Below are 21,898 nucleotides of genomic sequence, written 5' to 3'. Positions count from 1 at the left end.
GAAGGACTAAATTTTAGGCACGAGTATTGCTATCTCTCCCTCGACCGACCGTCTGCTGACGGTCGATGGAGCGAGAGAAGAGCAATGAGCCAGGCAGTAACCCCCGCACAGAATCCGGAAAACGCCCCCGCTGAGCAGGCCAGCCGCGCCGGCCTTGAGCAGGCGTTCGCGCTGTTCAACCAGATGTCGGCTCAGCTCAGTGAGTCCTACAGCATGCTGGAGGCGCGAGTCACTGAACTGAAGGGGCAGTTGGCCCTGGTCAGTGCCCAGCGGATGCAGGAGCTGGCGGAGAAGGAACGCCTGGCCAACCGCCTGCAAAGCCTGCTGGACCTGCTACCGGGTGGCGTCATCGTGATCGATGGGCAGGGTGTGGTGCGGGAAGCCAATCCGGTGGCGCGCAACCTGCTTGGCCAGCCCCTGGTCGGCATGCTCTGGCGCGAAGTGATCGCTCGTAACTTTGCCCCGCGTGAAGACGACGGCCATGAAATCTCCCTCAAGGACGGCCGCCGCCTTTCCATTGCCACTCGCTCCCTGAATGCCGAACCCGGCCAGTTGGTCTTGCTCACAGACCTGACGGAAACCCGTCGCCTGCAGGATCAGCTGTCCCGTCATGAGCGTCTTTCCGCCCTGGGGCGCATGGTCGCCTCCCTGGCCCATCAGATTCGGACGCCGCTTTCTGCGGCCTTGCTCTATGCCAGCCACCTGACCCAGCAGGTCTTGCCGACGGATCAGCAGCAGCGGTTTGCCGGGCGCCTGAAAGAGCGCCTGCATGAGCTGGAGCACCAGGTCCGCGACATGCTTGTGTTTGCGCGCGGCGAACTGCCGCTGCCGGATCGCCTGGCACCATCTGCCGTGTTCTCCGCACTGCGCGCCTCGGCGGAGTCCCATGTGGAAGGCAAGGAAGTGCGCTGGCAGTGCGATCTGACCGGGGGAGAGGTGCTGTGCAATCGCGACACCCTGGTGGGCGCGATGCTCAATCTGATCGAGAACGCCAACCAGGCCGCAGGACGTGATCTGCGTCTCAAGGTCCACCTCTATAGGCGCGGCGGCGACTTGCGGCTGTCCATCAGTGACAACGGCCCGGGCATCGACGCCGCTACCCTGGCGCGCCTGGGCGAACCCTTTTTCACCACCAAGACCACCGGTACCGGCCTCGGGCTGGCTGTGGTCAAAGCGGTGGCGCGTGCCCATCAGGGCGAGCTGAAGTTGCGCTCGCGACCCGGTCGCGGTACCTGCGCCACCCTGGTCCTGCCGCTGATTCCCGCGGCGCAGTCGGTTACACAGGAGTAAGGACGATGACTGCCAAAATTCTGCTGGTCGAAGATGACCGCGCCCTGCGTGAAGCCCTGGCGGACACGCTGCTGATCGGTGGTTACGACTTCCGCGCCGTGGACTGTGCCGAAACCGCGCTGGTGGCACTGGGTGAAGAGTCCTTCGGCCTGATGGTGAGCGACGTCAACATGCCCGGCATGGACGGCCACCAGTTGCTCGCCGTCGTTCGCCAGCGTTTCCCGCAGCTTCCGGTATTGCTGATGACTGCATTCGGCGCGGTGGAGCGAGCGGTGGATGCCATGCGTCAGGGCGCCGCCGACTACCTGGTAAAACCGTTCGAACCCAACACCCTGCTGGACCTCGTGGCGCGCCATGCGCTGGGGCGTGTAACCCAGCTCGCCAGCGATGGTCCGGTCGCCCTGGAGCCGGCCAGCCGTCAATTGCTGGAACTGGCCGCTCGTGTGGCGCGCAGTGACTCCACAGTGCTCATCTCGGGCGAGTCTGGCACTGGCAAGGAGGTGCTGGCGCAGTACATCCACCAGCAGTCGACCCGTGCCAACGGCCCCTTCATCGCCATCAACTGCGCGGCGATTCCGGACAACATGCTCGAAGCCACTCTGTTCGGTCACGAGAAGGGTGCCTTCACAGGCGCAATTGCCAGTGCTCCGGGCAAGTTCGAGATGGCCGATGGCGGCACCATCCTGCTCGACGAGATTTCCGAAATGCCATTGGGCCTGCAGGCCAAGTTGTTGCGGGTACTGCAAGAGCGCGAAGTGGAAAGGGTCGGCGCGCGCAGGCCGATCAGCCTGGATATCCGCGTGCTCGCCACCACTAACCGCGACCTCGCCGGGGAAGTGGCGGCGGGGCGTTTCCGTGAAGACCTCTATTACCGCCTTTCGGTTTTCCCGCTGGCTTGGCGCCCGCTGCGGGAACGTCCGGCGGATATCCTGCCGCTGGCCGAGCGCCTGCTTGCGAAACACGTCAAAAAAATGAATCACGCTGCCGTGCGCTTCTCCGTCGAAGCTCATGCGGCCCTGCTGGCCCATGGTTGGCCGGGCAACGTCCGCGAGTTGGACAACGCCGTGCAGCGCGCGCTGATCCTGCAGCAGGGCGGGCTCATCCAGCCCCACGACCTGTGCCTGACCGCGCCTATCGGCATGGCCATCATCCCGGCCATGCCGACAGTGACGTCGCTTCCGATTGCCGCCCCCGTGGTATCGCTACCGGTTGCCGCAATGCCTGCCGAGGCGCCAAGCGCGCTGGGCGATGACCTGCGCCGCCATGAGTTCCAGATGATCATCGACACCCTGCGTTCCGAGCGTGGCCGTCGTAAGGAAGCTGCGGAGCGTCTCGGCATCAGCCCGCGTACGCTGCGCTACAAGCTGGCCCAGATGCGCGACGCCGGAATGGATGTAGAGGCCTACCTTTACGCCAGCTGACGCCGGAGGCGGAAAGGCCAGTCCCGGCAAACCTTTCGTAGGAGCGAGCTCTGCTTGCGAACGGCCCGAGCGCGTTTTTTCGCGAGCAGAGCTCGCTCCTACAAGTTCGCAACCTTCCCCGTAACACCCGTCCCTGAGCTTTTGGCACCCTTGTTGCAGATACCCCTTCATCGGATCGCGTAGCGTCAAAAAAGCGCGACAGTTGGAGGAATGAGATGAGCCAGGGTGTTGAGTTCAATCGCCTGATGTTGGAAATGCGCTCCATGCAGATGGACGCAATGGCCCGTGCCAAGCCTGCCCCTGTGGCAGCCCCCGAGGCCGGTGCGCCGAGCTTCGCCGACATGCTCGGCAAGGCGGTCGACAAGGTTTCGGAAACCCAGAAGGCTTCCACCGACATGGCCACCGCATTCGAGGTCGGTCAGAAGGGTGTCGATCTCACCGATGTCATGATCGCCTCGCAGAAAGCCAGCGTGTCCTTCGAGGCCATGACCCAGGTGCGGAACAAACTGGTCCAGGCCTACCAAGACATCATGCAGATGCCGGTTTGAGGACGGATTGAGAAATGGCTGAAGCCGCTGTTGCAAAGGTTCCTGCCAAGGCTGATGCGCCGGAAGCGCAGGGAGAGAAGAAGCCGCTGTTCGGCCTGTCCTTCCTGGAAAACCTCTCGCAGATGAGCATGCTGCGTCAGGTTGGCCTCCTGGTTGGCCTGGCCGCCAGTGTCGCCATCGGCTTTGCCGTGGTGCTCTGGTCGCAGCAGCCGGACTATCGCCCGCTGTACGGCAGTTTGTCCGGGATGGACGCAAACCAGGTGGTGGAAACCCTGGGGGCGGCCGACATCCCTTACAAGATCGAGCCCAACTCCGGCGCCCTGCTGGTCAAGTCAGACGACCTGGCCCGTGCCCGCATGAAGCTTGCCGCCGCTGGTGTTGCGCCGAGCGACAACACTGTCGGCTTCGAGATCCTCGACAAGGAACAGGGCCTCGGTACCAGCCAGTTCATGGAGGCCACCCGCTATCGCCGCGGTCTGGAAGGAGAGCTGGCACGCACCATTTCCAGTCTGAACAACGTCAAGGGTGCGCGTGTGCACCTGGCCATTCCGAAGAGCTCGGTGTTCGTCCGTGACGAGCGCAAGCCAACCGCTTCGGTTCTGGTCGAACTCTATCCGGGCCGCTCCCTTGAGCCGAGCCAGGTAATGGCGATCGTCAACCTGGTGGCGACCAGCGTGCCGGAACTGGAGAAGTCGCAGGTCACCGTCGTCGACCAGAAAGGCAACCTGCTGTCCGACCAGCAGGAACTGTCCGAGCTGACTATGGCCGGCAAGCAGTTCGACTACACCCGTCGTATGGAAACCCTGTACACCCAGCGCGTGCACAGCATCCTGCAGCCGGTGCTGGGCAATGGCCGCTACAAGGCGGAAGTATCCGCGGACGTGGATTTCAGCGCGGTCGAATCCACCTCCGAAATGTACAACCCGGATCAACCGGCCCTGCGCAGCGAGCAGAAGCTCGCCGAAGAGCGCCAGAACAACGGCGGTCCGCAAGGCGTGCCGGGTGCGCTGTCCAACCAGCCACCGGCGCCGGGCGCCGCACCCCAGCAAGCCACCGGGTCAGCAACGGCCGGCGTGCAGCCGGGACAGCCGCTGCTGGATGACAACGGCCAGCAGATCATCGACCCAGCCACTGGCAAGCCGATGCTCGCGCCGTACCCGACAGACAAGCGCGATCAGACCACCCGCAACTTCGAGCTGGACCGTTCCATCAGTTACACCAAGCAGCAGCAGGGCCGCCTGCGCCGGCTTTCCGTCGCGGTGGTGCTGGACGATCAGGTGAAGGTCGACCCACAGACTGGCGAAACCACGCGAGTGCCCTGGACCGCCGACGAGATTGCTCGCTTCACCCGCCTGGTGCAGGACTCGGTGGGCTACGACGCCAGCCGTGGCGATAGCGTCAGCGTGATCAACACCGCCTTCATGAACGACAGCGGCGAAGAAGTCATCGACATTCCCTTCTACACCCAGCCCTGGTTCTGGGATGTGGTGAAGCAAGTGCTGGGCGTGCTCTTCATCCTGGTGCTGGTATTCGGTGTGCTGCGCCCGGTGCTGAACAACATCAGTGGCACCGGCAAGTCCAGGGACCTGGACGGCGGTCGCGGCGATGCCGACCTGGGCGAGATGGGGCTATCGGGCGAGCTGTCGGATGACCGCGTCAGCCTGGGCGGCCCGCAAAGCATCCTCCTGCCCAGCCCGAGCGACGGGTATGATGCGCAGCTCAACGCCATCAAGAGCCTGGTGGCCGAAGATCCTGGCCGTGTGGCCCTGGTAGTCAAAGAGTGGATCAACGCCGATGAGTGATAACCGCGCTCCCGCCAAGCTGAACAAGGTCGACAAGGCCGCCATTCTGCTGCTGTCCCTGGGCGAGACCGACGCCGCCCAGGTGCTCCGTCACATGGGGCCGAAGGAAGTGCAGCGGGTCGGCGTCGCCATGGCACAGATGCGCAATATCCATCGCGAACAGGTGGAACAGGTGATGAGCGAGTTCGTCGAGATCGTCGGCGACCAGACCAGCCTGGGCGTCGGTGCCGATGGCTACATCCGCAAGATGCTCACCCAGGCCCTGGGCGAGGACAAGGCCAACAACCTGATCGACCGCATCTTGCTGGGCGGCAGCACCAGTGGCCTGGACAGCCTGAAGTGGATGGAGCCGCGTGCCGTGGCCGACGTGATCCGCTACGAGCACCCGCAGATCCAGGCCATCGTGGTCGCCTATCTCGACCCGGACCAGGCCGCCGAAGTGCTCAGCCACTTCGACCACAAGGTCCGCTTGGACATCGTCCTGCGCGTGTCGTCGCTCAATACCGTGCAACCGTCCGCGCTCAAGGAACTCAACCTGATCCTCGAGAAGCAGTTCGCCGGCAACGCCAGCACCACCCGCACCACCATGGGCGGCGTGAAGCGCGCGGCGGACATCATGAACTTCCTCGACAGCTCGGTCGAGGGCCAACTGATGGACTCCATCCGCGAAGTGGACGAGGACCTCTCTACGCAGATCGAAGATCTCATGTTCGTCTTCGATAACCTGGCCGACGTCGATGACCGCGGCATCCAGGCGCTGCTGCGCGAAGTGTCCTCCGACGTGCTGGTCCTGGCTCTCAAGGGCTCGGACGACGCGATCAAGGAGAAGGTCTTCAAGAACATGTCCAAGCGCGCGGCCGAGCTGCTGCGCGACGACCTGGAAGCCAAGGGCCCGGTGCGTGTCAGCGACGTCGAGTCGGCGCAGAAGGAAATCCTCACCATCGCCCGCCGTATGGCCGAAGCCGGGGAAATCGTCCTCGGCGGCAAGGGCGGCGAAGAAATGATCTGAGGCGGCGCCCATGGCCAACAAGGATTCGGCAAGCGAACTGATCCGCGCCAAGGACGTCAACGTCTTCGATCGCTGGTCGCTGCCCAGTTTCGATCCGGACGCCCCGCAACCCGCCGAGCCGGAAGAGCCGTTGGCTGCGGCGGCGCCTGAGCCGGAGCCTGAATCGCAGATCGAGGAAGTGCCGGTCGAGGACGTCAAGCCGCTGACGCTGGACGAGCTCGAGGCCATTCGCCAGGACGCCTACAACGAAGGCTTCGCCACCGGCGAGCGCGACGGTTTCCATGCCGGCCAGCTCAAGGCCCGTCAGGAAGCGGAGGCTGCCGTGAATGCCCGACTGGCCCAGCTCGACGCGCTGATGGGGCACTTGCTGGACCCCATCGCCGAGCAGGACCGGCAGATCGAGGAGTCCCTGGTGCACCTCACCAGTCTGATCACCCGCCAGGTGATTCAGCGCGAGCTGCGCATGGATTCCGGACAGATCCGCCATGTGCTGCGCGAGGCGCTGAAGCTGCTGCCGATGGGCGCCAGCAACGTGCGCATCCACATCAACCCGCAGGACTTCGAACAGGTGAAGGCCCTGCGCGAACGCCATGAAGAAAGCTGGCGCATCCTCGAAGACGAAGCGCTTGAGCCCGGCGGCTGCCGGGTCGAGACCGAACATTCGCGCATCGACGCCAGCATCGAGACGCGCCTGAACCTGGCCATGAAGCAGCTCTTCGAGCAACAACGCGAGCAGAAGGTCCATCCGCCATCGGCCGATCTGGTGGTCGACCTGGACTCTCCGGACAGCCTCGATCATGCGTATTGAGCGCGCCAGCTTCGCCAAGCGGCTGGCGGGTTACAACGATGTCATCGATCTGCCTTCGCAACCCATGGTGGAAGGCCGCCTACTGCGTATGGTGGGGCTCACCCTGGAGGCCGAGGGTTTACGCGCACCAGTGGGCAGTCGCTGCCTGGTAATCAACGACGACAGCTATCACCCGGTGCAGGTGGAAGCTGAAGTGATGGGCTTTGCCGGAAGCAAGATCTACCTGATGCCGGTGGGCAGCCTTTCCGGCATTGCCCCGGGCGCCCGCGTCGTGCCACTGCCGGATACCGGCCGCCTGCCCATGGGAATGTCCATGCTTGGCCGCGTGCTCGATGGCGCCGGTCGCGCCCTGGATGGCAAGGGTGGCATGAAGGCTGAAGACTGGGTGCCGATGGACGGCCCCACCATCAACCCGCTCAAGCGCCACCCCATTAGCGAGCCGCTGGATGTGGGCATTCGTTCAATCAATTCGTTGCTTACCGTCGGCCGTGGCCAGCGGCTCGGCCTGTTCGCCGGTACCGGCGTGGGCAAGAGCGTGCTGCTCGGCATGATGACCCGCTTCACCGAGGCGGAAATCATCGTCGTCGGCCTGATCGGTGAACGGGGTCGCGAAGTGAAGGAGTTCATCGAGCACATCCTCGGTGAAGAAGGCCTCAAACGTTCCGTGGTCGTGGCGTCCCCGGCGGACGATGCGCCGCTGATGCGCCTGCGTGCCGCCATGTACTGCACCCGAATTGCCGAGTACTTCCGCGACAAAGGCAAGAACGTCCTGTTGCTGATGGACTCCCTGACCCGTTTTGCCCAGGCCCAGCGCGAAATCGCCCTGGCCATTGGCGAGCCGCCGGCCACCAAGGGCTATCCGCCATCAGTATTTGCCAAACTGCCGAAGCTGGTGGAGCGCGCCGGCAATGCCGAACAGGGTGGTGGATCGATCACGGCCTTCTACACCGTGCTCTCCGAAGGCGACGACCAGCAGGATCCGATTGCGGACTCCGCGCGCGGCGTACTCGACGGCCACTTCGTGCTATCCCGCCGCCTGGCCGAGGAGGGCCACTACCCGGCCATCGACATCGAGGCGTCCATCAGCCGGGTTATGCCCCAGGTGGTCAGCCCCGAACACATGAAGATGGCCCAGCGCTTCAAGCAGCTCTGGTCGCGCTACCAGCAGAGCCGTGACTTGATCAGCGTGGGCGCCTACGTCGCAGGCGGCGACCCTGATACCGACCTGGCCATCGCTCGCCAGCCGGCCATGAGTGCCTTCCTGCGCCAGGGCCTCGACGAGAGCGAGAGCCTTCCCCAGAGCGCCCAGCGTCTTGCGGCAGCCCTGGGTATCCAGGGCTGATAGCACATGTCACGCAATCGGGCGGCGCGCCTGGCGCCGGTGGTCGAAATGGCCGAGCGCGCCGAGCGTGAAGCCGCGCGCATGCTCGGTCGCTGTCAGGCGCAGGTCACTCAGGCGGAGATGAAACTGGGCGAGTTGGAGCGCTATCGCTCCGACTACCAGCAGCAATGGATCGAGGAAGGGCGGCGCGGTGTTTCCGGCCAATGGCTGATGAACTACCAGCGCTTCCTGTCGCAGCTCGAATCCGCCATCGGCCAGCAGTTGCAGAGCGTCAAATGGCACCGCGAGAACCTCGACAAGGCCCGCGCGGCCTGGCAACAGCGCTATGCGCGTCTCGAGGGGCTGCGCAAGCTGGTGCAGCGTTACCTCGACGAGGCCCGGGCAGCCGAGGACAAGCGCGAGCAGAAGCTGCTGGACGAACTGGTGCAACGCTTGCCCGCCAGAGGTGAGGAGTAGGGTGCGCCGTGCACACCAACCGTTCAGCGCGAAAGCGAATGCATTCTTCAACGTGTCATCTCAGAACCATAAATTCTCCCGGCTCGCCGCTTTCCAGTTGCCGTGCCTGATGGTGGGTGCTAAATCTTCACCACGCGCATTCCGAATTTGAACAAGGAGCTTTGCATGGCCATCACCTCGATGCCCTCAGACGATGGGCAGGAGCTGACCATCACTATCCAGGGACGTTTCGATTTCGGCGCCCACCAGGAATTCCGCGACGCCTACGAGCGCGTCAATTTCACCCCCAAGCGCTACGTCGTGGATCTCAAGGGCACCACCTACCTCGACAGCTCCGCACTTGGCATGCTGTTGCTGCTGCGTGACCACGCCGGTGGCGAGCGTGCCCAGATTCGCCTTGCCAATTGCAACCCCGACGTCCGCAAAATCCTCGCCATCTCCAACTTCGAACAACTGTTCCAGATCGCCTGAGGCCTGTTGCCATGCCGTCGCCGCTGACGATCCTGATTGCCGAGGACAACGCAGCGGATAGGCTGCTGCTGTCCACCATTGTCAACCGCCAGGGCCACCGGGCCCTGACGGCCGCCAATGGCCGCGAGGCCGTGGCGCTGTTCCAGCAAGAACAGCCGCAACTGGTGCTGATGGATGCCCTGATGCCCGTGATGGATGGCTTCGAAGCTGCCCGCCAGATCAAGCAGCTGGCCGGCGAAGCCCTGGTGCCGATCATCTTCCTCACCTCCCTCACCGAGAACGAGGCATTGGTGCGTTGCCTGGAGGCGGGCGGGGATGACTTCCTCGCCAAGCCCTACAACCGCGTCATCCTCGAAGCCAAAATCAAGGCGCTCGACCGTCTGCGCCGTCTGCAAGACACAGTGCTGCAGCAGCGTGACCTGATCGCCCGGCATAACGAACACCTGGTCACCGAACAGCGGGTGGCCAAGGCGGTGTTTGACAAGGTGGCGCACTCCGGCTGCCTGAGTGCCCCGAACATCCGCTATCTGCAATCGCCCTATGCGCTGTTCAATGGCGACCTGTTACTGGCCGCCTACAAGCCCTCGGGTGGCATGCATGTGCTGCTCGGCGACTTCACCGGCCATGGTCTGCCGGCAGCCATTGGTGCCATGCCGCTGGCCGAGGTGTTCTACGGCATGACCGCCAAGGGTTATGCCATGGCCGACATCCTGCGGGAGATGAACGCCAAGCTGAAACGCATCCTGCCGGTTGGCGTGTTCTGCTGTGCGACCTTTCTCAATCTGAGTTTCCAGCGGCGTTTGGTCGAGGTATGGAACGGCGGCCTTCCCGAAGGGTATCTGCGCCGCGCCGATAGCGGCGAACTGGTGCCGCTCGTGTCGCGCCACCTGCCGTTGGGCGTGCTTGACCAGGGCAGTTTCAATGCGCATTTCGAGTCTTATCCCATCGAAACGGGCGACCGCATCTTCCTGGTCTCGGACGGGGTGCTGGAAACCCGTAATGACAGCGACGAAACCTTTGGGGACCAGCGCTTGCGCGAAGTCTTCAATGCCAATGGCGACGGCAACCGGCTGTTCGACGAAATCCAGCTGGCCCTGAGCGCCTTCCGGGGCCATGCCCAGGACGACGTGAGCATGATCGAAGTGCGCATGCTCGATGACTCCACCGAGCGTGCCAAGCTGGCCTTCACCGACAGCGGCCAGGCCAGCCCGCTTGACTGGTCTGCCTCTTTCGAGTTTCGCGCCCAGACGCTTAAACGCTTCAACCCGCTGCCCTTCCTCCTGCAGTTGCTGCTGGAGGTCCAGGGGCTGCGCGACCAGGGGGGAGCGCTTTATACGGTGTTGGCTGAGCTTTACTCCAATGCATTGGAGCACGGCGTACTGGGGCTGGATTCTTCCCTCAAGCGCAACGCCGAAGGTTTCGCCCGCTATTATCGCGAGCGCAGCGAACGCCTTGCCGGGCTGGACGATGGCTACGTGCGCTTCAATCTGCAGTTGGTCCCGGAGGGCAGGGGAGGGCGCTTGCTGGTGCATGTGGAAGACAGCGGCAAAGGCTTCGACCTGGGGACTGTCCTGGCTCGTGAGCCAATGATGGACGGCCTCTGCGGCCGCGGCCTGACCCTGATCAGGCAGCTCACCGCCTATTGTGAGCCCGCCGAGGATGGCAGGGGCATACGCGTCGAATTCCGCTGGCCCGTTAAGGCATAATTTTCTGACGTTCAGTAGAGGGAGCGACGGGTTTGTCCGATATCCATCTCGACCATTCAGTGCTGTCCGCCTTGCGGGACGTCATGGAGGACGAGTTTCCGGTGCTGCTGGATACCTTCCTGGCGGACTCGACGGAGCGCTTGCGACAGATCCGCCAGGCCAACGCCGCGTCCGATAGCCAGGCCCTGCGCCTGGCCGCCCACAGCTTCAAGGGTAGCTGCAGCAACATGGGGGCCCTTGAGCTGGCGAGCCTGTGCAAGCAACTGGAGGACATGGCCCGCCGTGACCAGTTGTCCGATGCGCCAGGCGTCATCCTGCTGATCGAGCAGGAATTCCTCATCGTCCGTGATCTGCTGCAGGACGCGCGAAGCGGGCTGGCGCACTGATCAACGCTTCCACTCGCTGCCGGGCATGTTGGCCCATCCCTTGCAGTCAAACTGGCACGAACCAACCCGAGCGGAGAGTGCCCATGCCCGTTGCCCCCGATCTGCTTCTTCAGGCCAGGCCTGAAGTGAAGCCGAAAGCACCGGCCGCAAAAGCCCCGGAAAAACCGGCGGAAACCAACAAGGGCGAGGCTTCCAGCTTCGCCCAGATGTACGCGAAAGAACGCCAGGCAAAAGCTGCCGAACGGAGCGAGGCGGCTGCAAGGCAAGCCAAGACCAGGTCGGATGAGGCAGCTAGCCAGGAAAAGCCGGCGGCAGATCCTGCCACCAACCAGCCGGTAGTTGCCGAAAGCGGCAAGCCGTTGCCGGGCGAGGAAGACGGTGCAACCCAGGAGAAACCGGATGAGTCGGTGATGGACCCGCTGCTGCTCATGGCAATGACCGGCCAACCGCCTGCCGATGCCGCGTCGGTAGTGGCGGATAGTTCCGGCGAAACGCTACCGGCACTGCCCGTGACACCACAGGTGACCAGCAGTGCTCCGGCGACCCTGACCGAAGCCAGCCTCGATCCGGACCTGGACCAGCTCAATGGCTTGCCGGCCGTGAAAATGGCACTGGACCAGGGCGCTCAGGCCGCCCAGCAGGCGCAAAGCGCGACCACCCAGGCGGCGCAGACAGCGCCGACCGCAGATCAGGACTTCGCCGATGCCCTGGCGGCCTTCGCCGACAAGCCGCTGGAGACCGGTGAGGGCAAGCTGGACAAGGCCCTGTCATCCACCGAGCTGTCGGTGGAACTGACGGAAGGCCTCGGCGAAAACAAAGGTGAAGTGCGCAACGAGTTGCTGGCCAGTCGTCTCAATGCGCTGAGCCAGTCCATCAGCCAGCAGACTGCCCAGGCCCAGCGCGCGCCGGCACTGGTGCCCGGACAGCCGGTTGCCATGCAGCAGGGCGGCTGGAGCGAGGCGGTCGTGGACCGCGTGATGTGGCTGTCCAGCCAGAACCTCAAGTCCGCTGAGATCCAGCTCGATCCACAGGAATTGGGGCGACTCGAGGTACGCGTGCATATGACCCAGGATCAGACCCAGGTAACCTTCGCCAGTCCCAACGCCAACGTTCGCGATGCCCTGGAAGGGCAGATGCATCGACTGCGCGATATGTTCGCCCAGCAGGGCATGAACCAGCCCGACGTGAACGTTTCCGACCAGTCGCTCAACCGTGGCTGGCAGGGGCAGGGTGGCGACGGCGAGCGGCGCTCCGGCGGTGGCCGTGCCGACTTTGGCGGTGGGGGCGATGAGGAAATCAGCGTGAGCCATAGCGAGATCCGCCCGGCCAGCGCGGGTGGTGGACGCGGATTGGTGGACTTCTACGCCTGACTTCGTGACAGCCGCCCCTGACACTGGTATATCCGCAGCCCTGAAGCATTTGCCTGAACCGCTGGTTGGCCGGCGAGCTGGCATAACACTTGCTCATTCCCCAGGAAAAGGCGGGTTTTCCCCGCCAGGCGACGGATTATTGGCATGGCGAAGAAAGAAGCGAAGGCCCCGGCAGAGGGCGCTGTGGCAGGCGGCAAGAGCAAGCTGAAGCTCATTATCCTGGGCGTCGTGGCGTTGTTGCTGGCGATCGGTCTGTCGGTCGGCGCCACCTGGTTCTTCCTCAGTCGCGGCGACAAGGCCGCTGAGCCGGCCAAGGAAGAAGCCGCGGCCGTAGCGCCGACCAAACAGCCCGCCATCTATCAAGAGCTGGCACCAGCCTTCGTAGTCAATTTCAGCCAGAACGGTCGCCAGCGCTACATGCAGGTCAGCGTCGCGTTGATGGCCCGTGACCAGGCCGAGATGGATGCACTCAAAGTGCACATGCCGGTTCTGCGCAACAAGCTGGTCATGCTGTTCTCCAGCCAGAGCTTCGACAACCTGGTCACTCCGGTGGGCAAGGAAATGCTGCGCCAGCAGGCCACCGCCACCGTGCAGGAGCTGGCCAAGCAGGAAACCGGGGCGATCACCGTCGAGCAAGTGCTCTTCACCAACTTCGTACTGCAGTAGGCAAGGTACAACCATGGCTGTTCAAGACCTGCTGTCCCAGGATGAGATCGACGCGCTACTGCACGGTGTCGATGACGGCCTGGTTGAAACCGAAACCGACGCGGACCCTGCCAGCGTCAAGAGTTATGACCTGACGAGCCAGGACCGCATCGTCCGGGGGCGCATGCCGACCCTGGAAATGATCAACGAGCGCTTCGCCCGTTATACCCGCATCAGCATGTTCAACCTGCTGCGTCGTTCCGCGGACGTGGCGGTGGGCGGTGTGCAGGTGATGAAGTTCGGCGAGTACGTGCACTCGCTCTATGTGCCCACCAGTCTCAACCTGGTGAAGATGAAGCCCCTGCGCGGCACCTCGCTGTTCATCCTCGATGCGAAGCTGGTGTTCAAGCTGGTGGACAACTTCTTCGGTGGCGACGGTCGTCACGCCAAGATCGAGGGGCGTGAGTTCACACCCACCGAATTGCGCGTCGTGCGCATGGTGCTGGACCAGGCCTTCGTCGACCTGGCCGAGGCCTGGCACGCAGTGATGGATGTGAACTTCGAGTACATCAACTCGGAAGTGAACCCGGCCCTGGCCAACATCGTCAGCCCCAGCGAAGTGGTGGTTGTATCCACATTCCACATTGAGCTGGATGGTGGTGGCGGCGACCTGCACATCACCATGCCGTACTCGATGATCGAGCCCATCCGCGAGATGCTCGACGCCGGCTTCCAATCCGACGTCGATGACCAGGACGAGCGTTGGATCAAGGCGCTGCGTGAGGACATCCTCGACGTCAGCGTGCCGGTGGCCGCCACCGTAGTACGTCGCCAACTCAAATTGCGAGACATCCTGCACATGCAGCCCGGCGATGTGATCCCGGTGGAGCTGCCCGAGCACATGATCATGCGCGCCAATGGCGTGCCGGCCTTCAAGGCCAAGCTGGGATCGCACAAGGGCAATCTGTCCCTGCAGATCCTCGAACCGATCGAACGCCAGCGCTGATCGCGCGTTTCCCAAGAATTCAGAGCCAGCCGAGGTCAAGCGATGGCAAACGACATGGACACTACCCCAGAAGAACAGGCCCTGGCCGATGAGTGGGCCGCGGCCCTGGCCGAAGCCGGTGATGCTTCCCAGGACGATATCGACGCGCTGATGAATCAGGGCAGCACAGCTCCCAGTTCGCCACGCGCGCCGATGGAGGAGTTCGGCAGCGTACCCAAGGCCAGCGGTCCGGTAAGCCTCGACGGCCCGAACCTTGACGTGATCCTGGATATCCCGGTGTCCATTTCCATGGAAGTGGGCAACACCGACATCACCATCCGTAACCTACTGCAGCTCAACCAGGGCTCGGTGATCGAGCTTGACCGCCTGGCCGGCGAGCCGCTGGACGTGCTGGTCAATGGAACCCTGATCGCCCATGGCGAAGTGGTGGTGGTCAACGAGAAGTTCGGTATCCGGCTGACCGATGTGATCAGCCCGAGTGAACGCATCAAGAAGCTGCGCTGAAACCATGCACCGTTTTCTTCTTGCCGGGCTGTCGCTTCTGCCCATCAGCGGCATTGCCGCCGAAACCGCTGTGACCACTCCGGCATCCGCTACGGCGGCTACCCAGGCTGGAAGCGGTATGGCTGCGCAACTGGGGCAACTGGCCATCGGCCTGTTGCTGGTGGTCGGACTGATTTTCCTGCTTGCCTGGCTTCTGCGTCGGGTGCAGCAACTCGGGCCGCGTGGTGGCCAGGCGATCAAGCTGGTAGCCAGTCAGGCACTGGGTCCGCGTGATCGGCTGGTGCTGGTGCAGGTGGGGGGTGAGCAGATCCTGCTCGGCATCAGTGCTGGACGCATCACGCCGCTGCATGTACTGAAAGAGCCCGTGCAACAGGCTGACGCCGAGGCGGCTAGCCCGGAATTCGCTCAACGACTGATGGAACTGCTCGGCAAGGACAAGCATTGATGCCCCGCCTCCTCATTGCGCTGCTGCTGGTGCTGGCTGCGCCCCTGGCCCTTGGCGCCGACAATCCGCTGTCGGTGCCCGCCATTACCTTGTCCACCAATCCCGAAGGTCAGCAGGAATACTCGGTAAGCCTGCAGATCCTGCTGATCATGACGGCGCTGAGCTTCATTCCTGCGTTCGTCATGCTGATGACCAGCTTTACCCGAATCATCATCGTCTTCTCCATCCTGCGCCAGGCGCTTGGTCTGCAGCAGACGCCGTCGAACCAGATCCTCATCGGCCTGGCACTGTTCCTGACGATGTTCATCATGGCGCCGGTATTCGACCAGGTGAACCGCGAGGCGCTGCAGCCCTATCTCAATGAGCAGATGACGGCCCAGGACGCGATAGCGAAAGCTGAAGTGCCGATCAAGAACTTCATGCTGGCGCAGACTCGCGCCAGCGACCTCGACCTGTTCATGCGCCTGTCCAAGCGTACTGATATACCCAGCCCGGATGCTGCGCCGCTGACCATCCTGGTCCCGGCATTCGTCACCTCCGAGTTGAAGACAGCATTCCAGATCGGCTTCATGATCTTCATCCCCTTCCTGATCATCGACCTGGTGGTGGCCAGTGTGCTGATGGCAATGGGCATGATGATGCTCTCGCCCCTGATCATCTCCCTGCCGTTCAAGATCATGCTCTTCGTCCTGGTGGACGGCTGGGCGTTGATCATCGGTACCCTTGCCGGCAGTTTCGGCGGCGTCTAGGAGAGTTGCGATGACTCCGGAAGTTGCAATCGACCTGTTCCGTGATGCGCTCTGGCTGACCTGCATCATCGTCGGGATCCTGGTGGTGCCGAGCCTGGTGGTCGGCCTGATCGTGGCCATGTTCCAGGCCGCCACGCAGATCAACGAACAGACCCTGAGCTTCCTGCCGCGTCTGTTGGTGATGCTGCTCACCCTGATCTGGGTCGGCCCCTGGCTGACCCGCCAACTGATGGAGTACATCCAGACGCTCTATCAGAACATCCCGATGCTGATCGGCTGACCATGCTCGAACTCAGCGACGCGCAGATCGGCGGCTGGATCGGCAGCTTCCTGCTGCCGTTGTTCCGCATTGCCGCGCTGTTGATGACCATGCCGATCATCGGCACGCAGCTCGTGCCGACACGCGTTCGCCTGTACCTGGCGCTGGCGATTGCCGTGGTGCTGGTGCCCACGCTGCCCCCCATGCCGCAGGTCGACGCCATCAACCTCGGCAACATCCTGCTGGTGGGCGAGCAGATTCTGGTGGGCGCCTTGCTCGGTTTCGTGCTGCAACTGTTCTTCCACGCCTTCGTGGTGGCGGGGCAGATCATCTCCATGCAGATGGGCCTGGGCTTCGCCTCCATGGTCGACCCCACCAACGGTGTTTCGGTGCCGGTGCTTGGCCAGTTCTACCTGATGCTGGTAACCCTGTTGTTCCTCTCCATGAACGGCCATCTTGTGGTCTTCGAGATACTCGCCGAGAGCTTCGTCACCCTGCCGGTAGGCGGCGGCTTGCTGACCAATCATCACTGGGAAGTGGCCGGCAAGCTCGGCTGGGTGATGGGGGCAGGGTTGCTGCTGTCGCTGCCAGCGATCACCGCGCTGCTGGTGGTCAACCTGGCCTTCGGCGTGATGACCCGCGCAGCACCCCAGCTGAACATCTTCTCCATCGGCTTCCCACTGACCCTGGCGCTGGGCCTTGTGATCGTCTGGATCGGCATGGCCGACATCCTCTCCCAGTACCAGGTACTGGCCAGTGACGCCCTGCAGCTCATGCGTGAGCTGGCGAGGGCGCGATGAACAACTCCTTACCCGTCCCGGCGGTTACGCGGGCCTACTGCTGAGGTGAGCCATGGCAGAAAGTGAGAGCGGGGCGGATAAGAGCGAGGAACCCACAGGGAAACGGCTGCGGGAGGCCCGCGAGAAGGGACAGATCGCCCGTTCCCGGGAGCTGAATACCTTAGCCGTGACCCTGGCTGGCGCGGGTGGCCTCCTCGCAACCGGTGGTGGCATTGCCGACATGCTGATGAAGCTGATGCACAGCAACTTCGACTTGCCGCGCGAGGTGCTGATGGATGAGCGCAGCATGGGGTTGTTCCTGCTCACCTCGGGCAAGATGGCGCTGGACGCTTTGCTGCCGCTGTTGATAACCCTACTGGTGGTATCCATCGTCGGCCCGATTTCCCTGGGCGGCTGGCTGTTCTCGACCGAAGCGCTGATGCCCAAGTTCAGTCGCATGAACCCGCTTTCCGGGCTCAAGCGAATGTTCTCCCTGCATGCACTGGCGGAACTGCTCAAGGCGTTGGCCAAATTCGCACTCATCCTGCTGGTGGCGCTCGCGGTGCTCAATTCAGACCGTGACGATCTTCTCGCCATTGCCCATGAGCCCTTGGACATGGCCATCCTGCACAGCGTCCAGGTAGTGGGCTGGAGTGCTGTCTGGCTCGCCTGCGGCCTGATCCTGATTGCCGCCGTGGACGTGCCCTTCCAGCTTTGGGACAACAAGCAGAAGCTGATGATGACCAAGCAGGAAGTGCGCGACGAGTACAAGGACTCCGAGGGCAAGCCTGAGGTCAAGTCGCGTATCCGCCGACTTCAGCGGGAGATGGCCGAGCGGCGCATGATGGCCTCCGTGCCTCAGGCCGACGTCGTCATCACCAACCCGACTCACTTCGCCGTGGCGTTGAAGTACGACGCCGAAAAGGGCGGCGCGCCGCTGCTGCTGGCCAAGGGTAATGACTTCACCGCACTGAAGATCCGCGAGATTGCCCAGGAGAACCAGGTGACGGTGCTGGAGTCCCCGGCCCTGGCGCGGGCGGTGTATTACTCCACCGAACTGGACCAGGAAATCCCCGCCGGACTCTACCTTGCCGTTGCCCAGGTCCTGGCCTACGTCTATCAACTCAAGCAATTCCGTGCCGGCCGCGGCAAGCGCCCGGCGCCGCTGAACAACCTGCCGATCCCGCCGGATTTGCGGCGGGATGAGTGACGCCAGTCACCATCCTGTAGGGGCGAATTCATTCGCACCTACAGGCCATTCCCCGAATTAGTCCTTTTCATTCAGCCCCTTAACGAAGTTGGAAAGCTTCTTGCACAATGGGGATTGCGACGCCACCTGGCGTCAAAAGATTGGATGTGCGAAGTGATGCTTCGCGAAAGGGGTAGGGGAGTAGCAGTGGATCGTACGCAACTGATCGGCAATGTCCGCAACAACCTGATCGGCATGGGTCGTGGCAACCTCGGGGTGCCCCTGCTGGTGCTGGTGATGCTGGGCATGATGACCCTGCCGGTGCCGCCGTTCCTGCTCGACGTGTTCTTCACCTTCAACATTGCCCTGTCAATCGTGGTGCTGCTGGTCAGCGTCTATGCCCTGCGTCCCCTGGATTTCGCGGTTTTCCCGACCATTCTTCTGGTCGCCACCCTGTTGCGCCTGGCGTTGAACGTCGCCTCCACCCGCGTGGTGCTGCTCCACGGCCAGGACGGTCATGACGCCGCGGGCAAGGTGATCCAGGCATTCGGCGATGTCGTGGTGGGCGGCAATTACGTCGTCGGTGCCGTGGTCTTCGCGATCTTGATGATCATCAACTTCGTGGTGGTCACCAAGGGTGCCGGGCGCATCTCCGAGGTGAGTGCGCGTTTCACCCTGGACGCCATGCCCGGCAAGCAGATGGCCATCGACGCCGACCTCAACGCCGGCCTCATCGACCAGGCCGAGGCCAAGAAGCGCCGCTCCGAGGTTTCCCAGGAAGCCGACTTCTACGGTTCCATGGACGGCGCGAGCAAGTTCGTGCGCGGCGATGCCATCGCCGGCCTGCTGATTCTCTTCATCAACCTCATTGGCGGCATGGCCATCGGCATGCTGCAGCATGGCCTGAGCTTCAGTGACGCCGGCCGCATCTACTCGCTGCTGACCATCGGTGACGGTCTGGTGGCGCAGATTCCGTCGCTGCTGCTATCTACCGCTGCGGCCATCATGGTGACCCGAGTGTCTTCCTCCGAAGACATGGGCCAGCAGGTCAATCGCCAGATGTTCGCCTCGCCCAAGGCGCTGGCGGTGTCCGCCACCATCCTTATTGCCATGGGTCTGGTGCCGGGCATGCCGCACGTCTCCTTCATCGGTCTGGGTCTTGTGGCTGGCGGCGGTGCCTGGTGGATCTGGCATCGGCAGAAGCAGGTCAAGGATCAGGCTGTGAAGGAAGAACAACGTCAGCAGGAGCTGCTGCCGGCCCAGCGTGCCCAGGAAACCAAGGAACTGGGCTGGGACGATGTGATTCCGGTGGATCTCGTGGGGCTGGAGGTGGGCTACCGCCTGATTCCGCTGGTGGATCGCAACCAGGGCGGCCAGTTGTTGGCGAGGATCAAGGGTGTTCGCAAGAAGCTCTCTCAGGAAATGGGCTTCCTGATGCCCTCGGTGCATATCCGCGACAACCTCGACCTGCTGCCCAACGCCTATCGGCTGACGCTGATGGGGGTAAGCGTGGCTGAAGCGGAGGTCTATCCGGACCGCGAGTTGGCGATCAACCCCGGCCAGGTGTTCGGCACCCTCAATGGTGTCGCCGCCAAGGATCCGGCGTTCGGTCTGGAGGCCGTGTGGATTGACGCCAGCCAGCGCGACCAGGCGCAGTCGCTCGGCTACACCGTGGTCGATGCCAGCACCGTGGTCGCCACTCACCTGAACCAGGTGCTGCACAAACATGCCCATGAGCTGCTGGGTCACGAAGAAGTCCAGCAACTGATGCAGAACCTGTCCAAGAGTTCGCCGCGCCTGGCCGAAGAGCTGGTGCCGGGCATGGTGTCGCTTTCGACCCTGCTCAAGGTACTTCAGGCCCTGCTGCAGGAGCAGGTGCCGGTGCGTGACATCCGCACCATCGCCGAAGCCATCGCAAACATGGCGCCCAAGAGTCAAGATCCCGCCGCGCTGGTGGCTGCCGTCCGCGTCTCGTTGGCCCGCGCAATCGTGCAAAGCATTGTGGGACTAGAGCCGGAGCTGCCTGTGATCACTCTGGAACCCAGGTTGGAACAGATATTGCTGAATAGCCTGCAGAAGGCCGGACAGGGTTCGGAAGATGGCGTTCTCCTCGAACCCGGAATGGCCGAGAAGCTGCAACGTTCCCTGGTGGAAGCGGCGCAGCGCCAGGAGATGCTCGGCAAGCAGGCGATCCTGCTGGTGGCCGGGCCGATCCGGGCGATGATGTCGCGCTTCGCAAGGCTCGCCGTGCCAACCATGCACGTACTGGCCTACCAGGAAATACCGGACAACAAGCAGGTCACCATAGTTGCCACTGTGGGGCAGAACTAACCGAGGTCAACGGCCATGCAGGTCAAACGTTTCTTCGCCGCCGATATGCGTCAAGCCATGAAGCTGGTGCGTGATGAACTGGGCGCGGATGCCGCCATCATCGGTAACCGCCGTGTCGCCGGCGGTGTCGAGCTGACCGCGGCGCTGGACTACCCAATGCCGGCAGCAGCCCCGAGCAGGCCGAACCCGGCCCTCGAGGCGGAATTGCGCAAGACCCAGGCGCGCATCGCCGAAGCCCAGGCTGAGCTGACCACGCGTGCCCAGGCTGACGCCGGCAAGGACCGTCAATTGTTCGCCGGCGAGCCGCTGACCGCCATCGAATCCGAACTGCCGGAATCCGTCCTGGCCGCCGCCATGAGTCGTCCGCGCGCAGTCCCCCGCGCCGCGGAGCCCGTCAGCGCGCCCAAGCCCGCTGCCGTGGATCAGGCTGCCCTGGATGCCATGCGTTTCGAGCTGAGCGGCCTGCGCGAACTGATTGAAGTGCAACTCGGCTCCATCGCCTGGGGCCAGATGCAGAGCCGCCGCCCTCAGCAGGCCAGCCTCTGGCGCCGCCTGCAACGCATGGGGCTGCCGGCCGAACTGGCCCGGGCCCTGCTGGACAAGGTGGCCAAGGTCAGCGAGCCGCGTCAGGCTTGGCGCATGCTGCTGGCGCACCTGTCCCACGCCATTCGCACCCCGCAGACCGAACCGCTGGAAGAGGGCGGGGTGATCGCCTTGGTCGGTCCGGCCGGCATGGGCAAGACCACCACCCTGGCCAAGATGGCTGCTCGCTACGTGCTTAAGTACGGCGCGCAAAACGTCGCCCTGGTGAGCATGGACAGCTTCCGCATCGGTGCTCAGGAGCAGATCAAGACCCTGGGCCGAATCCTCAATGTGCCGGTGACCCTGGTCGATCCTGGCCAGTCCCTGACCCAGGCTGTGGCTCCCTTGGCCCGCAAGCGCGTGGTGCTGATCGATACCGCCGGTCTGCCGGTCAACGATCCGGCCCTGACCATGCAGCTCGAAGCACTGGCCAGCCGTGCGATAAATGCGAAGAATTACCTGGTGATGGCGGCCACCAGTCAGAGCCAGGTGCTCAAGGCTGCATATCACAGCTACAAGCGTTGCGGCCTGGTCGGTTGCATCATTACCAAGGCGGACGAAGCGGCCAGCCTGGGCGAGGTTTTGGGGCTGGCTATCGGCCAGCATCTCCCGGTAGCCTATCTGGCCGACGGCCCGCGAATCCCGGATGATCTGCAGGTTCCCCGCAGCCACCAACTGGTGAGCCGTGCGGTCAGCCTCCAGGCTCCGGAGGACCCGAGTGAAGAAGCCATGGCTGACCTGTTCGCCGGGCTTTACCAGAATCCGGCGCGCCGCGCCGGTTGAAGAATTGTGAACCGCCT

Annotated in this window: 22 protein-coding genes; all 22 read left to right on the top strand. The window is 63.3% G+C overall.

The window, feature by feature from the left end; genetic code table 11:
- The first annotated feature begins 84 nt into the window (after positions 1-84).
- Positions 85-1,290, top strand: coding sequence for a sensor histidine kinase (locus SA496_RS17550; protein WP_120649936.1), 1,206 nt, complete (start codon positions 85-87; stop codon positions 1,288-1,290).
- 5 nt (positions 1,291-1,295) lie between these two features.
- Positions 1,296-2,711 carry a sigma-54-dependent transcriptional regulator gene (locus SA496_RS17545; RefSeq protein WP_330114208.1) on the top strand — a complete coding sequence of 472 codons (1,416 nt, stop codon included), beginning with the start codon at positions 1,296-1,298 and terminating at the stop codon, positions 2,709-2,711.
- A 215-nt stretch (positions 2,712-2,926) separates the two neighbouring features.
- Complete coding sequence (fliE, locus tag SA496_RS17540) at positions 2,927-3,259, top strand: flagellar hook-basal body complex protein FliE (protein WP_120649938.1); 333 nt, start codon at positions 2,927-2,929, stop codon at positions 3,257-3,259.
- 14 nt (positions 3,260-3,273) lie between these two features.
- Positions 3,274-5,061, top strand: a complete 1,788-nt coding sequence (fliF, locus tag SA496_RS17535) for a flagellar basal-body MS-ring/collar protein FliF (protein ID WP_120649939.1) — start codon at positions 3,274-3,276, stop codon at positions 5,059-5,061.
- Complete coding sequence (fliG, locus tag SA496_RS17530; RefSeq protein WP_120649940.1) at positions 5,054-6,070, top strand: flagellar motor switch protein FliG; 1,017 nt, start codon at positions 5,054-5,056, stop codon at positions 6,068-6,070. Before fliF ends, fliG begins: the two co-directional genes overlap by 8 nt.
- Positions 6,071-6,080: 10 nt before the next feature.
- Positions 6,081-6,878 (top strand): flagellar assembly protein FliH, encoded by a 798-nt coding sequence (gene fliH / locus SA496_RS17525; RefSeq protein ID WP_120649941.1) that lies wholly within the window; start codon positions 6,081-6,083, stop codon positions 6,876-6,878.
- The gene (fliI, locus tag SA496_RS17520; RefSeq protein WP_120649942.1) at positions 6,868-8,220 is read left to right on the top strand and encodes a flagellar protein export ATPase FliI; all 1,353 of its coding nucleotides are present in this window, start codon (positions 6,868-6,870) and stop codon (positions 8,218-8,220) included. The genes fliH and fliI overlap by 11 nt, the downstream gene beginning before the upstream one ends.
- A 6-nt stretch (positions 8,221-8,226) precedes the next feature.
- A complete protein-coding gene (gene fliJ, locus SA496_RS17515) occupies positions 8,227-8,676 on the top strand; it encodes a flagellar export protein FliJ (protein WP_120649943.1) in 450 nt (149 codons plus the stop codon).
- 165 nt (positions 8,677-8,841) lie between these two features.
- A complete protein-coding gene (locus SA496_RS17510; RefSeq protein ID WP_028626550.1) occupies positions 8,842-9,147 on the top strand; it encodes an STAS domain-containing protein in 306 nt (101 codons plus the stop codon).
- Positions 9,148-9,158: 11 nt separating this feature from the next.
- A complete protein-coding gene (locus tag SA496_RS17505; protein WP_153917403.1) occupies positions 9,159-10,853 on the top strand; it encodes an ATP-binding SpoIIE family protein phosphatase in 1,695 nt (564 codons plus the stop codon).
- A 32-nt stretch (positions 10,854-10,885) separates the two neighbouring features.
- The gene (locus SA496_RS17500) at positions 10,886-11,239 is read left to right on the top strand and encodes an Hpt domain-containing protein (protein ID WP_120649945.1); all 354 of its coding nucleotides are present in this window, start codon (positions 10,886-10,888) and stop codon (positions 11,237-11,239) included.
- Between the two features lie 83 nt (positions 11,240-11,322).
- Entirely contained in the window at positions 11,323-12,609 is a 1,287-nt protein-coding gene (locus SA496_RS17495) for a flagellar hook-length control protein FliK (protein WP_330114207.1), read from the top strand.
- A gap of 144 nt (positions 12,610-12,753) precedes the next feature.
- Positions 12,754-13,275 (top strand): flagellar basal body-associated protein FliL, encoded by a 522-nt coding sequence (fliL, locus tag SA496_RS17490; RefSeq protein ID WP_120649947.1) that lies wholly within the window; start codon positions 12,754-12,756, stop codon positions 13,273-13,275.
- Between the two features lie 13 nt (positions 13,276-13,288).
- Entirely contained in the window at positions 13,289-14,260 is a 972-nt protein-coding gene (fliM, locus tag SA496_RS17485; protein WP_120649948.1) for a flagellar motor switch protein FliM, read from the top strand.
- Positions 14,261-14,302: 42 nt separating this feature from the next.
- On the top strand, positions 14,303-14,764 hold the full coding sequence (fliN, locus tag SA496_RS17480) for a flagellar motor switch protein FliN (protein ID WP_120649949.1): 462 nt from the start codon (positions 14,303-14,305) through the stop codon (positions 14,762-14,764).
- A 4-nt stretch (positions 14,765-14,768) separates the two neighbouring features.
- On the top strand, positions 14,769-15,209 hold the full coding sequence (gene fliO, locus SA496_RS17475; RefSeq protein WP_330114206.1) for a flagellar biosynthetic protein FliO: 441 nt from the start codon (positions 14,769-14,771) through the stop codon (positions 15,207-15,209).
- Entirely contained in the window at positions 15,209-15,958 is a 750-nt protein-coding gene (gene fliP, locus SA496_RS17470) for a flagellar type III secretion system pore protein FliP (protein ID WP_077521919.1), read from the top strand. Before fliO ends, fliP begins: the two co-directional genes overlap by 1 nt.
- 10 nt (positions 15,959-15,968) lie before the next feature.
- Positions 15,969-16,238: a flagellar biosynthesis protein FliQ gene (gene fliQ, locus SA496_RS17465; protein WP_120649951.1), complete on the top strand. Its 270-nt coding sequence runs from the start codon at positions 15,969-15,971 to the stop codon at positions 16,236-16,238.
- Positions 16,239-16,240: 2 nt separating this feature from the next.
- A complete protein-coding gene (gene fliR, locus SA496_RS17460; RefSeq protein ID WP_120649952.1) occupies positions 16,241-17,017 on the top strand; it encodes a flagellar biosynthetic protein FliR in 777 nt (258 codons plus the stop codon).
- Between the two features lie 52 nt (positions 17,018-17,069).
- Entirely contained in the window at positions 17,070-18,206 is a 1,137-nt protein-coding gene (gene flhB, locus SA496_RS17455) for a flagellar biosynthesis protein FlhB (RefSeq protein ID WP_153917409.1), read from the top strand.
- A gap of 186 nt (positions 18,207-18,392) precedes the next feature.
- A complete protein-coding gene (gene flhA / locus SA496_RS17450) occupies positions 18,393-20,516 on the top strand; it encodes a flagellar biosynthesis protein FlhA (RefSeq protein WP_120649954.1) in 2,124 nt (707 codons plus the stop codon).
- A 15-nt stretch (positions 20,517-20,531) separates the two neighbouring features.
- A complete protein-coding gene (gene flhF, locus SA496_RS17445) occupies positions 20,532-21,881 on the top strand; it encodes a flagellar biosynthesis protein FlhF (RefSeq protein ID WP_153917413.1) in 1,350 nt (449 codons plus the stop codon).
- The last annotated feature ends 17 nt before the right edge of the window (positions 21,882-21,898 follow it).

Source organism: Pseudomonas sp. JS3066 (genome assembly GCF_036328175.1).
GTDB lineage: Bacteria > Pseudomonadota > Gammaproteobacteria > Pseudomonadales > Pseudomonadaceae > Metapseudomonas.
Note: the sequence above shows the minus strand (reverse complement) of the source record. Positions and strands in the feature narration are given on the sequence as shown.